This window comes from Comamonas testosteroni (genome assembly GCF_000761245.1).
Lineage (GTDB): Bacteria > Pseudomonadota > Gammaproteobacteria > Burkholderiales > Burkholderiaceae_C > Comamonas > Comamonas testosteroni_C.
Genome location: NZ_AWOR01000001.1, coordinates 417,712 through 432,229 on the forward strand (window position 1 = coordinate 417,712; position 14,518 = coordinate 432,229).

The 14,518-nt window shown below is 61.8% G+C and carries 12 protein-coding genes and 2 tRNA genes; 4 read left to right on the forward strand and 10 right to left on the reverse strand.

Going from position 1 to position 14,518, the window contains the following annotated elements; genetic code table 11:
• Positions 1 to 4: 4 nt before the first annotated feature.
• The 3 genes from rapZ to P353_RS01890 are packed head-to-tail and all read right to left on the reverse strand — an operon-like array spanning position 5 to position 3,586.
• The gene (gene rapZ, locus P353_RS01880) at positions 5 to 922 is read right to left on the reverse strand and encodes an RNase adapter RapZ (RefSeq protein WP_034364580.1); all 918 of its coding nucleotides are present in this window, start codon (positions 920 to 922) and stop codon (positions 5 to 7) included.
• A gap of 4 nt (positions 923 to 926) precedes the next feature.
• Complete coding sequence (gene recN / locus P353_RS01885; protein ID WP_034364582.1) at positions 927 to 2,684, reverse strand: DNA repair protein RecN; 1,758 nt, start codon at positions 2,682 to 2,684, stop codon at positions 927 to 929.
• A 2-nt stretch (positions 2,685 to 2,686) separates the two neighbouring features.
• A complete protein-coding gene (locus tag P353_RS01890) occupies positions 2,687 to 3,586 on the reverse strand; it encodes an NAD kinase (RefSeq protein ID WP_003066061.1) in 900 nt (299 codons plus the stop codon).
• Between the two features lie 29 nt (positions 3,587 to 3,615).
• On the opposite strand from P353_RS01890, the gene hrcA reads away from it, so the two are divergent.
• The 3 genes from hrcA (at position 3,616) to P353_RS01905 (ending at position 4,945) form a co-directional block, all read left to right on the forward strand.
• Positions 3,616 to 4,623, forward strand: coding sequence for a heat-inducible transcriptional repressor HrcA (gene hrcA / locus P353_RS01895; protein WP_034364584.1), 1,008 nt, complete (start codon positions 3,616 to 3,618; stop codon positions 4,621 to 4,623).
• Between the two features lie 52 nt (positions 4,624 to 4,675).
• Positions 4,676 to 4,752, forward strand: a tRNA-Ile gene (locus P353_RS01900).
• Positions 4,753 to 4,868: 116 nt separating this feature from the next.
• Positions 4,869 to 4,945 (forward strand) — tRNA-Arg (locus P353_RS01905).
• A gap of 53 nt (positions 4,946 to 4,998) precedes the next feature.
• On the opposite strand, the gene P353_RS01910 is transcribed toward P353_RS01905, so the two are convergent.
• The 5 genes from P353_RS01910 to P353_RS01930 all read right to left on the reverse strand — a co-directional run bounded on the left by P353_RS01910 (position 4,999) and on the right by P353_RS01930 (position 12,043).
• Positions 4,999 to 7,344, reverse strand: a complete 2,346-nt coding sequence (locus P353_RS01910; RefSeq protein WP_034364586.1) for a CHASE2 domain-containing protein — start codon at positions 7,342 to 7,344, stop codon at positions 4,999 to 5,001.
• 116 nt (positions 7,345 to 7,460) lie between these two features.
• Complete coding sequence (locus P353_RS01915; RefSeq protein ID WP_034364588.1) at positions 7,461 to 9,167, reverse strand: FecR family protein; 1,707 nt, start codon at positions 9,165 to 9,167, stop codon at positions 7,461 to 7,463.
• Between the two features lie 73 nt (positions 9,168 to 9,240).
• Entirely contained in the window at positions 9,241 to 9,951 is a 711-nt protein-coding gene (locus P353_RS01920) for a response regulator transcription factor (RefSeq protein WP_034364590.1), read from the reverse strand.
• A gap of 79 nt (positions 9,952 to 10,030) precedes the next feature.
• Complete coding sequence (locus P353_RS01925) at positions 10,031 to 11,332, reverse strand: tryptophan--tRNA ligase (protein WP_034364592.1); 1,302 nt, start codon at positions 11,330 to 11,332, stop codon at positions 10,031 to 10,033.
• A gap of 42 nt (positions 11,333 to 11,374) precedes the next feature.
• On the reverse strand, positions 11,375 to 12,043 hold the full coding sequence (locus P353_RS01930; RefSeq protein ID WP_034364593.1) for a site-2 protease family protein: 669 nt from the start codon (positions 12,041 to 12,043) through the stop codon (positions 11,375 to 11,377).
• A 226-nt stretch (positions 12,044 to 12,269) separates the two neighbouring features.
• Here P353_RS01930 and P353_RS01935 point away from each other — a divergent pair, with 226 nt between their 5' ends.
• Complete coding sequence (locus P353_RS01935) at positions 12,270 to 13,526, forward strand: methyl-accepting chemotaxis protein (RefSeq protein ID WP_034364595.1); 1,257 nt, start codon at positions 12,270 to 12,272, stop codon at positions 13,524 to 13,526.
• A 1-nt stretch (position 13,527) separates the two neighbouring features.
• Here the strand turns inward: P353_RS01935 and P353_RS01940 are convergent, their stop codons facing one another.
• Together P353_RS01940 and P353_RS01945 are read right to left on the reverse strand one after the other, a co-directional pair.
• On the reverse strand, positions 13,528 to 13,851 hold the full coding sequence (locus tag P353_RS01940; RefSeq protein WP_034364597.1) for a hypothetical protein: 324 nt from the start codon (positions 13,849 to 13,851) through the stop codon (positions 13,528 to 13,530).
• Between the two features lie 10 nt (positions 13,852 to 13,861).
• The gene (locus P353_RS01945; protein ID WP_034364598.1) at positions 13,862 to 14,506 is read right to left on the reverse strand and encodes an L-threonylcarbamoyladenylate synthase; all 645 of its coding nucleotides are present in this window, start codon (positions 14,504 to 14,506) and stop codon (positions 13,862 to 13,864) included.
• Positions 14,507 to 14,518 lie beyond the last annotated feature (12 nt).

A 14,518-nucleotide genomic window follows, 5' to 3' on the forward strand; every position in this document is an offset into this window, starting at 1 on the left:
CGGGTCAGAGGATCGGGGCTTGCGGGGCCAGAAACTGCTGAGAGACCTGGATGAATTTGTCGCGAAAATCCAGTGAGCGGTGGCGGCGCACGGTGGGCCACTGCTTCTCGAAATGCCTGGCCAGGGCTTCGACGAGAAAGACCGAGCGGTGCTGCCCGCCTGTGCAGCCTATGCCCACAGTGACATAGCTGCGGTGGTCTCTGGACAGCAGCGGCAACCAGCGCTCGAGGAATTGCTGTATGTCCAGCTGCATCTGCTGCACCTCGGGCAGGGCGCCCAGATAGTCGGCAACCGGCTTGTCCAGGCCCGTCAAGGCACGCAGCTCCTTGTCGTAGAAGGGATTGGGCAGCATGCGCACGTCAAACACGTAGTCAGAGTCTGTGGGCATGCTGTGCTTGAACCCAAAGGACTGGAACATCAGCGTCATCTGCCCTGTGGGTGCTTCGATGATCTGCTTGATATAGCTTTGCAGCTGCGCCGACTTGAGGTCCCCGGTGTCGATGACGATGGAGCGGTCGCGCAGCAGGCCCAGCAGCTCGCGCTCCTTTTCGATATCGAGCTCCAGTGCCTGGCGCTCGTTCGCCTGGGAGCCCGGAGACAGAGGGTGGCGCCTGCGGGTTTCCGAAAAGCGCCTGATCAGAGTGCTGCTGTCGGCATCGAGAAAAATCATGCGCGGCATCAGCCCCTGCTTTTTCAGGCGATGCAGCTGCTCAGGCAGCTGAGGCAGGCCCTTGGCGCTGCGTGCATCCATGGCAATGGCCACTTTCTCGTCCTGATGGGTGAGCTTGAGCTCCACAAAGGACTGCAGCAATTCCGGGGGCAGGTTGTCGACGCAGTAGTAGCCAGCATCCTCCAGCGCATGCAGCGCAACGGATTTGCCCGATCCGGACATGCCGCTGATCAGAACAATCTCCATGGACATGATTTCACACTCCTCTGACTTTGCCGCTCTTGCGGGCTGTCGTGCTGGCCTTGGCGCTTCTGGCTGGGGTGGCCGATGGACGCAGGGCGCTGTTGGCGGCCTGCTTTGCAGGCAATCTTGCCATGGCCAGCATTTCTCTGGCATGGGCCATGGTTGCTTCGGACAGGTGCTCGCCGCCCAGCATGCGGGCCATTTCCATCTCGCGCTCCTCGCCCGCCAGCGGGTCCACGCTGCTGATGGTGGTGTTGGATTTGGGGCGCTTGGTCACCCGGTAATGCTGGTCTGCATAGGCTGCGACCTGGGGCAGGTGGGTGACGGCCAGCACCTGGCGCGAGCCGCCGAGCGAGTGCATGAGGCGGCCTACGGTTTCGGCCACGGCTCCACCCACACCGGAGTCCACCTCGTCAAAGATCAAGGTCCCGGCCTGGCCCAGTTCGCTGGTGGTCACGGCAATGGCCAGCGAGATGCGCGACAACTCGCCGCCTGATGCCACCTTGGCCACGGGCTTGGGCGTGGCGCCGGTATGGCCGGCCACGAGAAAGGTGATGCTGTCCGTGCCGGCCGGGCTGGCGGCGTCGGCATGCTCCAGCTGCACTTCGAAACGGCCGCCCTTCATGCCCAGACTTTGCATGGACTGGGTGATGGCGCGCGACAGGCGTGGTGCTGCCAGGGTGCGCTGTTGCGAGATCTTGCGCGCTTCAGCCTGATACCTGAGGTGGGCGGCTTGCTCTTTGGCGCGCAGCCCCTCCACATCGACGGCGGCATCCAGCTGGTGCAGCTCCTGTTTCCAGCCTTCGAGCAGGGCGGGCAAGTCCTCGGGTGTGCGCTTGTAGCGGCGTGCCAGCTGCATCCACAGCGACAGGCGTTCATCGAGATCGGCCAGCAGCTCGGGGTCCAGATCGGCGCGGCGCAGATAGGCCTGCAGCGAGTGACGGGCATCGTGCAACTGGGCCACACAGGAGCCCAGTACGTCGGCAATGCTCTGAAACTCAGGCTCCAGGTGCTCTTGATCCTGCAGCAGGTGGTGGGCTCTGCCCAATGGGGTGGCCGCTCCTGCATCATCATCCTCCAGCAGCTGCAGGCAGGACTGGGCCGAGTCCATCAGGGTCTGTGCGTGCGACAGACGTGTGTGCTGGGCGTTGAGCTCATCCCACTCTTCGGCGTGTGGCGACAGCTTGTCCAGCTCGGAAATCTGCCATTGCAGGCGTTCCCGTTCGCGTTGCAGGTTGTCCTGGGCCGAGAGCGCCTGCTCCAGTGCCTGATGGTTCTGGCGCCAGTCCTGCCAAAGCGATTTGAGCTGGGCCGTTTCAATGCCGCCGTAGGTATCCAGCATGGCGCGTGCTGCGTCCGGGCGGGTCAGGCTTTGCCAGGCATGCTGGCCGTGAATGTCGATCAACTGATCGCCCAGATGGCGCAGCTGCGTGGCCGTGGCGGGCGAGCCGTTGATCCAGGCACGGCTGCGGCCCAGACTGTCAATGACGCGGCGCAGCAGCAAATCCTGCTCCTGCGCGAAACCCGACTCTTCCAGCCATTCATTCAGTTGGGGTGGGCAATCGAACTCTGCGCAAATATCGGCCTGAGGGCAGCCTTCGCGCACCACCTGTGCATCGGCTCGTGCGCCCAGCACCAGTTGCAGAGCGTCGAGCATGATGGACTTGCCGGCGCCGGTTTCGCCGGTAAGCACCGTGAAACCGGTCTGCCAGTCCAGATCGAGTGACTGGACAATCACAAAGTCCCGCAGGACGATGCGCTTCAAGGCCATGGTCAGACGCCTCCCTCGTTCCAGCCCAGCTTTTTACGCAAGGTGTCGAAGTAATTCCAGCCCTTGGGATGCAGAAAGTGCACGCTGTGATCGGCGCGCGTCACCAGGATGCGGTCGCCATGCTGCAGCGATTTCAGGGACTGCATGTCGAAGTTCGCGCTGGCGTCACCCCGGCCGCCCACCACCTCGATAGTCACCTCCTGGGCATCGGAGAGCACGATGGGGCGGTTGGAGAGGTTGTGCGGCGCGATGGGTACCATCACCCAGGCCGGAATCGACGGGTGCAGCATGGGGCCGCCGGCCGAGAGCGCATAGGCGGTGGAGCCCGTGGGGGTGGCCACGATCAAGCCGTCCGCGCGCTGGTTGGAGACAAAGCTGCCGCCGACCTCGATGCGCAACTCCACCATGCCCGAGGTCGAGCCACGGTTGACCACCACATCATTCATGGCCTGGGCTTCAAAAACACACTGGCCGTCGCGCATGACGCGAGCATTCATCAGGGTGCGTTCGTCTTCCTCGTACTCGCCCTGCAGAATGGGCGTGATCGAGGCTTCGAATTCATCCAGGGCGATATCGGTGACAAAACCCAGGCGCCCCTGGTTGATGCCGACCAGCGGCGTGCCATAGCGCGCCAGATGGCGGCACACGCCCAGCATGGTGCCGTCGCCGCCCACGACCAGGCCAAGGTCGCAATGCCTGCCCAGTCCGTCCACATCCATGCTTGGGTAATCGGGCAGGCCCGCGTAGATGGCGGACTGGGTATCCAGAATCACCTCACAACCCAGGCTACGCACGTAACCGGCAATCCGTTGCAGCGCTTCGCTGGCTGCATCGGACGGAACGCCTGCTGCGGGTGTGTGGTACTTGCCGATCAGGGCAATATGGTGGAACGTGGATGTCATCTGGGAAATTACATCATTAAAATGAAATCATGCTCGACGAACGTGCCAAGTTATTGCTCAAAGCGCTGATCGAGCGTTACATCGCTGACGGTCAACCAGTCGGTTCGCGCACTCTTTCACGTGCATCCGGGCTTGAATTGTCGCCTGCCACCATACGCAATGTGATGGCCGACCTGGAAGAGATGGGACTGATCATCAGTCCTCACACATCGGCAGGCCGCGTGCCGACAGCCAGGGGGTACCGCCTGTTTGTCGACACCATGCTGACGGTGGACCGCAGCGATCTTGTAACGCCCGGCCTGATGCCCGAACAGCCGCAGAAGGTGATTGCCAATGCGGCCAATCTGCTGTCCAGCCTCTCCCAGTTCGTGGGGGTGGTCATGGTGCCGCGTCGCAGCTCCGTCTTCAAGCATATCGAGTTCGTGCGCCTGTCGGAGCGGCGCTTTCTGGTCATCATCGTCTCGCCCGAAGGCGATGTGCAAAACCGCGTGATCTTCACGGATGTGGATTACGAGTCCTCGCAACTGATAGAAGCCTCGAATTTCCTCAATCACCATTACGCCGGTTTGGCAATGGAGGAGGTGCGCACGCGGCTGCAAACCGAGGTGGAGCAATTGCGGGGCCAGGTTGCTAGCCTCATGCAGGCGGCGGTGAATGTAGGCACTGAGGTCATGAGCAACCATGATCGCGAGGATGTGGTGATCGCCGGCGAGCGCAATCTGCTGTCCGTGAGCGATTTCTCCAGCGACATGGGCAATCTGCGCCGTGCTTTCGACCTGTTCGAGCAGAAAACGCAAATCCTTAGGTTGCTGGACTTCTCCAATCAGGCTGATGGCGTACGCATCTATATCGGCGGCGAGAGCCAGACCGTACCGTTTGAAGATCTGTCTGTAGTGAGTGCTCCCTATGAGCTTGACGGCAAGGTGGTCGGCACTTTGGGGGTGATCGGCCCAACGCGCATGCACTACGACAAGATGATCCAGATTGTCGATATCACATCCAAACTGGTGAGCAATGCTCTGAGCCACAAGCGTTAGGCCCTACAATGGCGAAGTTTTTCTGGTGGCAGCCACGGCTGTTGTCAGTGTTGGGGCGTTAGCTCAGTTGGTTAGAGCAGAGGACTCATAATCCTTTGGTCGTCGGTTCAAGTCCGCCACGCCCTACCAAGCTGCATGAAAGCCTGCCGTCTTCATCGATGGCAGGCTTTTTCTTTGCATGAACGCGAAAAAGTTGTCGATTTGGTCTGAGAGCCGTTTTTGCGCTGCTAGAATACAACCCTGTTGCGGCTGTAGCTCAGCTGGATAGAGTACTTGGCTACGAACCAAGGGGTCGTGGGTTCGATTCCTGCCAGCCGCACCAAAAAACGTCAAGCCTCAGAACTGAAAAGTTCTGAGGCTTTTTCGTTTCCGAGCTCAGGCTTTGGGTATCAGCAAGGTGAAGCTGCTGCCTTGGCCCAGCTGGCTGCTTATCTGCAGGCTGCCGCCATGGCGCTGTGCCACGGTGCGCGTGAAGGCCAGGCCCAGGCCCACGCCATCCATGCGCTGGTGCTGCTGCAGGCGCTCGAATGGCTGGCTGAGCCTGGCCAGCGACTCCTCATCCATGCCGGAGCCGTGATCGCGCACGGCGATGCCCCATTGGCTGCCTTGCTCGACAATACGGATTTCCACAAGGGCGCCGGCATCGGTATCTTGCGGCTTGCCGTACTTGACGGCATTGGTCAGCAAGTTGATGACGGCGCGGTGCAGCAGACCGGGGTCGCCGTGCACGCAGGCTTCGGTATCCGGCAGCTCGAACACCAGTTGCATGTTCTGCTGCTGGGCAAGGGTCCAGCAATCCGAGACGGCCTGATCCGCCAGCAGACCCAGGTCCAGGACTTCGCTGCGGTATTGCTGCTGCTGGGCTCTGGCCAGATGCACAAAATCGTCTGCCAGCTGAAGGGATGACTGGGCATAGCCCTCAATGCGCTCAAACAGAGCATCCTGCGACTCGATGCGCTTGCCTGTGCGCTGCATCTCCAGCAAGGTGATGATGGAGCCTATCGGTGCACGGATATCGTGGGAGATGAACTGCATGGCCTGGTCGCGCTGGGCCTGTGCACTGCGCAGGTCGCTGATATCGACCAGGGTGATGAGCCAGCCTGAGGTGGGCGGGGCCTCGAAGCTCTGGCTCAGCAACATCAGGTGGCGGCCCTGGGTGTCGCGCCCTTCGCTCTGGCGCGGCAGAGTGGCTTGCTGCAATGCACTGTGCGTGAGCAGTGGTGTGCTGCTGGCAGTGCGGCCGCCGTCGCTGCTGGCGCTGTTCAGGCCGCGGAGAAGGGCGACCAGATCGTCGCCTTGCTGGAGTTTGTGCTCCAGGCTTTCGATATAGCGGTGCGCGGCCGTGTTGGCAAGCAGCAGCAGCCCTTCGCGGTCGCAGACAAAAGTGGCCGAGGGCAGCTGGCGCAGGCTTTCGCTGACGAAATGATGCAATGCGCGCAGCTGGCGAGAGGCTTGCTCCACAGCGTCAATCCGTTGATCGAGTGCATCGCTCTTGAGCGAGGGCGCGGGCAGGCCCTGACCTTGCAGATCGCGCAGCTCCAGCGCCAGAAAGCGTGTGGCGGCACGCAGACGCAGCCAGCTCCAGAGCGGGTAGGCAAGCGACAGGCCCAGCAGTGCCGCTGCGGGGGCTGTCTGCACATGACCCCAACGCGGCGCCAAACCGGCTATCGACAGACTGAGCAAGGCCAGCAGGATGCTGGAAATCAGCCCGCCAGAAGGGCCGAGCCAGGCCAGAGCCAGCAGGCCCAGCAGCACGGGCAGCACATTGAGGCTGCGGTTGAGCGTGGCAGAGGCTGGCTCCAGATGCGTGTCCTGAAGGATGCCGTTGAGCACATGGCCAAGCATTTCCACATTCGAGATCAGGCGCGCATCAAAGCCGATGGGGGCCGTGAATTTTTCGCCAATACCAGCGGCAGTGGCTCCAATCAGCACGTATTTGCCGCGAAAAGCGACTGCTGGGATGTTGCCGCGCAGGATGTCGATATAGGAGTAGGTGGTGAAGGGCGAGCCCAGGCTGTTCTGGCGGTCCCGCGAAGCCTGGGCAAAAGCGATGAACTGGGGCTGCAGCTTTTGCCAGGAGTTGGTTGCAACCGAGTCTGCTGCAGGTGAGGCAGATGGTTGGCAGGCTCGGGTGGTCTGGCCCACGCAGTGCAGGCTCAGCGCCATATGCCACCAGAGCTGGCCGGCCTTGCCTTCCTGCGCATAAAAGCGTCGCACCACACCGTCGGCATCCACAGGCATCTGGGTGTGCCCCAGAGCAGCAGTCTCGCTGGCAAGGCTTTGTAAAGGGGCCGTGGCAGTGCTTTGCGCGGAGCGCGTGACGGGCAGCACTACATTGCCGCTTTTTTGCAATGCTCGTTGCAAAAGCAGATCGTCTCCGGGGTAATCCCAGTCTTCCTCGCTGAAGACCACATCCATGCCGATGGCGCGGGGCTGGCCTTGGGTGATGCGCTCCAGCACGGCGGCGTGCAGTGCACGGCGCCAGGGCCAGCGGCCTATGCTGTCGATACTGTCATCGTCGATGGCCACGATGACAACATCGGGCGAGGCAGGACGCTGGTGCAGCCAGGCCGATGTGTCCTGAATAATGCCGTTGAGACGTGCCAGCTGCCCCGGACTGCTGAGCCACCAGGTCATGCCGAGCAGGAAAGTGCTGAGCAGCAGCCAGCTCAGGCGCAGGTTCTGCAAGCGGCTTTTGCGCAGGTTGGGAGCTTCAACCATATGGGCGATTCGGTGAGAAGCACATAAAACCATAGCTTCCAGCGCTTGCTATATAAGCGATCAAGATATGAATCCTATGAAGTTTCATTGAATTCAAGCGCTGGCAGCTATTGTTTTTACTGGCGCATCAGGCGTGAACCGTCGCCGGAAGTCATCGTCTGCCCCTCGGACGAGGTCACCCAGTTGCCGGTCTGGAATTGGCGCGCGGCAGAGAGATTGCTGCGCAGGCCGTTGGTATCCTCGACCTGCATTTGCAGATAGTAGGTGCCAGGAGGCAGCTCCTGCGTGCTCCACTGAGGCTGGGTCACCCAGATGTCGATCAGGGGTGCAGTAAAACCGGCGTCGCTGGCCACCACGATGCGGTAGCGTTGACCCTCTTCACCTGCCCAGTGAATATGGCTGCTGCCTTCGCCGGGCGCGCCGCCGATCTGCAGTTCGGGCGATTTGGGTGCCAGGGCCAGTTTCATCTTTTGCGGGGCGGCGAAGGGACCTGCATCAGGCTGGCCGTTGCCCAGCGTGCGGATGCTGCCCACGCGCCACAGATATTCGCCGACGGGCAGCCTGGCCAGCGCCTCGGCGGGCAGGGCGCAGTCCTTGAGCTCGCCGGCGTCGACCAGTGGCTGGGCAAAGCTGCCGTTCGCAGCGATGACCTGGATACGGTAGGCCGAGGCTTCGGCCACCTGGGTGCACTTCAGGCCGTGCTGGCCCTGTCCGACGGTGGCGTCGGGCGCTGGCGACTCATAGAGCGGGGGCACCGGATGGGCCTTCACGCGCAGCGCCTGCAGGCTGGGCTTGCCGGGAATGCCATTGACATCGATGGCGCGAATCGCGGCAATATAGCTGCCGTCTTCCACACCCGTCAGGCGTGCCGGTGACTTGGTGAACATGCCGCCGCGCACGATTTGCGTCAGCTCCTTGTCCTGGGCCAGCAGCACCTGATAGCGCACGGCACCTTCCATGGTGGGCAGGGGCAGGCTGACCCAGCTGGCGTCCTCGACAAGAGAGGGCCAGGCCGCAATATCAGGAGCCGCCAGCATGGCCGTGGGCTTGCCGATCTGGCCGTTGGCGGAAACGGACAGACCTTGACCTGGCCTCAGCAAGGCTGGGGGCTGGCCTGTTTGCACGGCGACCGAGCCTTCGTCGACGGCAGCAGCCGTGCGGCCCTGCTCGTCGCTCCACACCAGAAACCGGGTGCCGCGCACACTGGTCGACGCAGCCTGGGTACGTACCTCGAAACGGCGCTCGCCATTGGCTTGCTTGGGCACGTTGGCCTCGATAGCGCCCTCGCGCAGATCAATCACGGACTGCAGGTTGCCGGCACGGCCTTTGCGGCGCATCTGGCGCAGCTCGACATCGGATTCGGACTGCACGCGCACCAGAGAGCCATCGGCCAGGCGCACAGAGACAAAGGCGTTGGCGGGAACCTGGAGCGAATCGCCTTCCTGTAGCTGCTGGCCTTTTTGCACAGGCTGAGGCGGCGCGTTGACGGAGTCTGCGAGATGGCTCACAGAGCGTGTGCTTTGCACATCGCCTTGCACAAACACCACCGAAGCCATCGCGGCGCGCAACAGGCGCGTGGGAATTTCCAGCACCGAACCGGGGCGCAGACGCAGCGGATCCAGTACGTTGTTATGGCTTTGCAGCGCCGTCCAGCGCTTGTGGTCGCCCAGGTAGCGGGCCGCCAGCACCTCCAGCGTATCTCCGCTCACCACGCGGTGGGCAATGACATCGTTGCCGCGGGGCGTGATCTGGGCATGAGCCAGACTTGTTGCCGCCATCCCTCCAAACGCCACCCACAGCATGCCTGCACCCAGAATGGGCATGGGGGAGCGGGCGGAAAAGAGGTTTTGACGTAAATCAGGCATCTTTAAAGGCGGGTTATGGGGGCTGCCGAATTCAGGCAGCTGGGGCTGCGGGCTGCGCAGCTTCGGGGGCATCCAGGCGGTAACCATAGCCATAAACGGCTGAAATGGCATAGGGCTGACCAGCGCGTAAGTTCAGCAGATTGCGCAGGCGCGAGACATGGGTGTCCAGCGAGCGTGACTGCACCTCGGCGTTCTGGCCCCAGACGACCTCGCGCAGATGATCGCGCGAGAGCAAACGGCCCTGGTTCTGGAACAGCGTCAGTGCCAGCGTGTATTCGCGGTGCGTGACCTCCACGGGCTGACCGTCCATCTCTATGCCATTGATGGCGGTGAGAAAGCGGTAGGGACCGAAGTCCAGCACGCTTTGTGCGGTCAGCGGATAGGCGCGGCGCAGCAGGGCGGAGATGCGGGCACGCAGCTCGCCCGCACGTACGGGCTTGATCATGAAGTCATCGGCGCCGCAGGCCAGGCCTTCGACAATGTCGGCCTCTTCGCTGCGGTGGGTCACAAAGATGATCGGCACTTCCTTGCTGATCTGCTCGCGCACCCAGCGCACGATATCGGGCCCCTTGACATCGGGCAGCTCCCAGTCAATCAGCAGCAAATCGAAGCTTTCCCGGCGCAGGGCTTGCTGCAGGGCTGCCCCTTTGAGGTAAGAGTGACAGCTGTGTCCAGCTTCCGTCGCGACTTGTTGCAACAGTTCCAGTTGTAGTGGATCGTCATCCAGAGCAGCAATACGCATCGGTAGTTCCTTTAGTGCGAAGGATTGCATCCACGCTGTCCTTTGAATGCGAAGGCAGCGTCCATCGGGCAGCGAGGAGCTATTGCTCGGCCGCCTCACGCAGTTGTTCCAGAGCCTGGATCACCAGGTCATCGCTGACACCATCCAGTGTCTGCAGGCGCGGCTTGATGGCGGCCAGAGCCGTCGCGCCTTCGCGCTGCAACTGGGCAATGTTCTGCCCCGCTTCCTTGGGGGCTGCAAAGCCCAGGCTTTGCAGCAGCAGCTGACCGTCAGCGGCCACCAGCTTGAAGTAGAACTGGCCATCGGGTTCGCGATATTGCTTGAACTGGGGCAGTGCAGCCTTGGCGGCCTTGGTCTTGGCCTTGCTGGCCTGCGCCAGATTGCGGATGCCCACGGCGCCGCGCAGCTGCTGCAGCAAAGGGGTTGCCAGCTTGCGTGCCTTGACCGCACCGGCCTGAAGAATCTCTTCCAGCTCGGCGGGGTGGGCAATCAGATATTCATAGCGCTCGCGCATGGGGGCGATTTCGCGGTCTATGCGCTCGAACAGGATCTGCTTGGCATCGCCCCAGGCAATGCCCTGGGCATATTGCTGGCGCAGTGCGGCACTTTCCTCTTCGCTGGCAAAGCCCTGATAGATCTGGAACAGGGCCGAGCCTTCGACTTCCTTGGCTTCGCCGGGGGCGCGCGAGTCGGTGGTGATGCTGTTGATGAGCTTTTTGAGTTGCTCGCGGGGTGCGAACAGGGGAATCGTGTTGTTGTAGCTCTTGCTCATCTTGCGACCGTCAAGGCCGGGCAGGGTGGCGACAGACTCCTCCACCACGGCCTCAGGCAGCGTGAAATACTCGCCGCCGTAGATGTGGTTGAAGCTCGACGCCATGTCGCGCGCCATCTCCAGATGCTGCACCTGATCGCGGCCCACAGGAACCTTGTTGGCGTTGAAGATCAGAATGTCGGCACCCATGAGCACGGGATACATGAAAAGACCGGCGGTCACCCCGTCGTCAGGCTCACTGCCGGATGCATTGTTCTTGTCCACCGCCGCCTTGTAGGCGTGGGCGCGGTTAAGCAGGCCCTTGCCGGTCACGCAGGTCAGGAACCAGGTCAGCTCCGGAATCTCGGGGATGTCCGACTGGCGGTAGAAGGTCACATGCTCGGGGTCGAGACCAGCGGCCAGCCAGCTGGCGGCGATTTCGATGGTCGAGCGCTGCACGCGCTCGGGGTCCTGACACTTGATGAGAGCGTGGTAGTCGGCCAGAAAGTAGAAGTTCTCCACATTCTTGTCGCGACTGGCTTCGATGGCGGGGCGCATCATGCCTGCGTAGTTGCCCAGGTGTGGGGTACCGCTGGGGGTGATGCCGGTCAGAAAACGGGTAGTGCTCATAGGGATCAACAACAGATATCAGTAGCAGACCAGGCGCGGGGTTCAGCGCAGCAAGGCCATGAAGGGGTAGAGGATCAGATCGATGGCCGAGTAGCCCAGGCTCATCAACGGGCGCAGCCAGTAGCTGCCGACCACGCCGGCAATCACCAGTGCCATGACGATGAAAAAGCCATAGGGTTCGATACGCGCCACCAGTTGTGCCTGTTTCCAGGGCAGCAGACCGACCAGAATGCGGCCGCCGTCCAGAGGCGGCAACGGAAAGAGATTGAAAGCCCACATCACCAGATTGACCAGAATGCCGGCGCGGCACATCTCCAGGAAAAAGCGCTCGTGCAGACCTGAACCTACCAGGACGATCAGCAGCAGACCCCAGAACACGGCCTGCACGAAATTGGAGGCGGGACCGGCCAGCGCTACCCAGATCATGTCGCGCTTGGGGTGGCGCAGATGGTCAAAGCGCACGGGCACGGGCTTGGCGTAGCCGAAAAGGAACGCGCCCGAGGTAGCGAAATACAGCAGTAGCGGCATCAAGATGGTGCCGATGGGATCGATATGCTTGATGGGGTTGAGCGTGATGCGCCCCATCATGGCTGCGGTGTTGTCGCCAAAGTGACGCGCAGCATAGCCGTGCGCCGCCTCATGAATGGTGATGGCAAACAGCACGGGCAGTGCGTAAATCAGTACGGTTTGTATGAGTTCGGTGAGTTCCACGCGCTGATTGTCTCAGACGCCGCGCCAAGCTGCTGTGTTGTGCCGGGACAAGCCGTTTGCTGTTGCAGAAATACGGGTTGCACATAGTTGTGTGGTAAACCAGATGTTGCAAAATGCAACTCGCGCAAATCTGCGGTTGCTGTCTGCACGGCGGAACAGGTTTTGTGCGGGTTGATGAAATCAATACATAACACGGCGTTCGGCAGGACAGGGCAAGGGGATCGATATGACGGTAAGCAAGCGACTGGTGATTGCGTTTGTCAGCATCAGTGTTTTTGTGCTGGCTTTGATGGGAATTGCCTGGTCGGCAATGTCCGATGTGCTGGAGGTGCTCAAGGCGGGCTCGCTGACGGCGCAGCAGTCCGAGAGCCTGATGGCCGAGGTGGAGCGTTCGCGCTGGTGGCTGCTGGCACTGGGGGCCTGGGTCTGCATTTCCTGCGCCTGGTCGTGGGTCAGCCTGCGTCGCCGCATCGTCGCGCCCCTGCAGGAAGCCATCCTGATTGCGGAGACCGTGGCGGCAGGCGATCTGAGCAAGGAGTTCTCCTCCAATGCCGAAGGCGAGTTCGGACGTTTGCTGACGGCACTGAGCACCATGGAAGACACGCTGACCGAGTTGGTGGGCCGTATCAAGCAGTCCACCGACTCGCTGGCCGTGTCGGCCTACGAGATCGATGCAGGCAACACCAACCTCTCCAGCCGTACCGAGCAGCAGGTCAGCGCGCTGACCGAAACCGCAGCCAGCATGGAGCAGCTCACCGTCACCGTGCGCCAGAACGCAGAGCGCGCTCATTCGGCCAGTTCTCTGGCGGTCGCAGCATCGGCCACGGCCGGACGTGGCGGTGATGTGGTGGACCAGGTCGTTCACACCATGGATGCCATCAGCGGCAGCTCGCGCAAGATCGTGGACATCATTCAGGTCATTGAAGGTATCGCCTTCCAGACCAATATCCTGGCCCTCAATGCGGCCGTGGAAGCGGCGCGTGCCGGAGAGCAGGGGCGTGGCTTTGCCGTGGTGGCCAGCGAGGTGCGCTCGCTGGCGCAGCGCAGTGCTGAAGCGGCCAAGCAGATCAAGGAGCTGATCACGGCCAGCGTGACTCAGGTTGAAAGCGGCTCTGGCCTGGTGGGCCAGGCAGGCAGCACCATGAAGGAAATCATGCAGTCTGTGGGCCAGGTCACAGGTCTGCTGAGCGAAATCTCCGGTGCGCTGCATCAGCAAAGCGAGGGCATCGCCCATGTGAATACGGCTGTGGCTCACATGGACAGCACCAATCAGGAAAATGCCGCCTTGGTCATGCAGGCCACGCAAGCCGCTGCTGCGCTCAATGCGCGCACGCAGGATCTGCAGCAGGCGGTGGGTGCCTTCAAACTCGATGACGATGAGTCGCCTGGTCTGGCTCCTTTGGCCATGCCAGCTCCGCGCGGCGCGGTGGCCACGCAGGCGCGTCCAGCTCGTGCCCGCGAGCTGGCCTATGAAGAACTTTGATTCAGCGAATTTCGTGCAGATAGCCGTAAATGGCTACGGCGGTAAAGCCGAAATGGAGGCAGATAGCCGTTCCCAGCAAGACTTTGCGGCGCAGCATGGAGTCATCCTCATGTGCCGACAGTCCTGGCGAGACATGGAATGATTGGCCTTTGCCATAGGCCCTGATCGCCCACGCCGTCCAGAGGGTGGCCAGGGCATAGATCAGCCATGACTGAGACGCCTGCCAGAACAGCACCGCCACCATCACCGAGTACGCGCACAAAAAGCCGGTGAGCCAGGGCCAGTGGCGCTGAACAAAGTCTTGCGGCGGCTGTTTTTCCTGCATGAGGCCGCGCTTATTCGGGTTGCAGGCCGATGTCTTTCAGGCTGCCCATGCCCTGGCGCACCACAACGGGCGAATTGTTCAAGGCCATGGGCGTGAGGTCCAGCACCGTGGTGGGCTGCTGCGGACAGGCACCGGAGTCGACCACGGCATCCAGCTCATGGGGGAAACGCTCCAGAATCGACTCTGCATCATTGAGCGGCTCGGTCTCGCCGGGCGCGATCAAGGTGGTGGCCAGCAAGGGCTCGCCCAGTTCTTCCAGCAGCAACTGCAGACCTTTGCGATCCGGCACGCGTAGGCCGATGGTCTTGCGCGAAGGGTGGCTCAGGCGCTTGGGCACTTCCTTGCTGGCTTCAAGAATAAAGGTGTAGGGGCCTGGCGTGGCCAGCTTGAGCAAGCGGTACTGGCGGTTGTCCACGCGGGCATAGTTGGCCAGCTCGGACAGGTCGCGGCACAGCAGCGTGAGGTGGTGCTTGTCGTTGATCTGCCGGATGCGGCGCATGCGGTCCACGGCGTTCTTGTCGTCCAGGTGGCAGACCAGGGCATAGCTGGAGTCGGTGGGTACTGCAAGAATGGCACCCTTGCGCAGCATGTCTGCCGCCTGCTTGATGATGCGGGGCTGCGGGTTCTCTGGATAGACTTCAAAAACGGTGGTCATGCAATCTCTCTG

Excerpts from the sequence above, each read along its gene's own strand:
- rapZ (WP_034364580.1), bottom strand. The coding sequence starts at position 922 with ATGTCCATGGAGATTGTTCTGATCAGCGGCATGTCCGGATCGGGCAAA.
- recN (WP_034364582.1), bottom strand. The coding sequence starts at position 2,684 with ATGGCCTTGAAGCGCATCGTCCTGCGGGACTTTGTGATTGTCCAGTCA.
- P353_RS01890 (WP_003066061.1), bottom strand. The coding sequence starts at position 3,586 with ATGACATCCACGTTCCACCATATTGCCCTGATCGGCAAGTACCACACA.
- hrcA (WP_034364584.1), top strand. The coding sequence starts at position 3,616 with ATGCTCGACGAACGTGCCAAGTTATTGCTCAAAGCGCTGATCGAGCGT.
- P353_RS01910 (WP_034364586.1), bottom strand. The coding sequence starts at position 7,344 with ATGGTTGAAGCTCCCAACCTGCGCAAAAGCCGCTTGCAGAACCTGCGC.
- P353_RS01915 (WP_034364588.1), bottom strand. The coding sequence starts at position 9,167 with ATGCCCATTCTGGGTGCAGGCATGCTGTGGGTGGCGTTTGGAGGGATG.
- P353_RS01920 (WP_034364590.1), bottom strand. The coding sequence starts at position 9,951 with ATGCGTATTGCTGCTCTGGATGACGATCCACTACAACTGGAACTGTTG.
- P353_RS01925 (WP_034364592.1), bottom strand. The coding sequence starts at position 11,332 with ATGAGCACTACCCGTTTTCTGACCGGCATCACCCCCAGCGGTACCCCA.
- P353_RS01935 (WP_034364595.1), top strand. The coding sequence starts at position 12,270 with ATGACGGTAAGCAAGCGACTGGTGATTGCGTTTGTCAGCATCAGTGTT.
- P353_RS01940 (WP_034364597.1), bottom strand. The coding sequence starts at position 13,851 with ATGCAGGAAAAACAGCCGCCGCAAGACTTTGTTCAGCGCCACTGGCCC.
- P353_RS01945 (WP_034364598.1), bottom strand. The coding sequence starts at position 14,506 with ATGACCACCGTTTTTGAAGTCTATCCAGAGAACCCGCAGCCCCGCATC.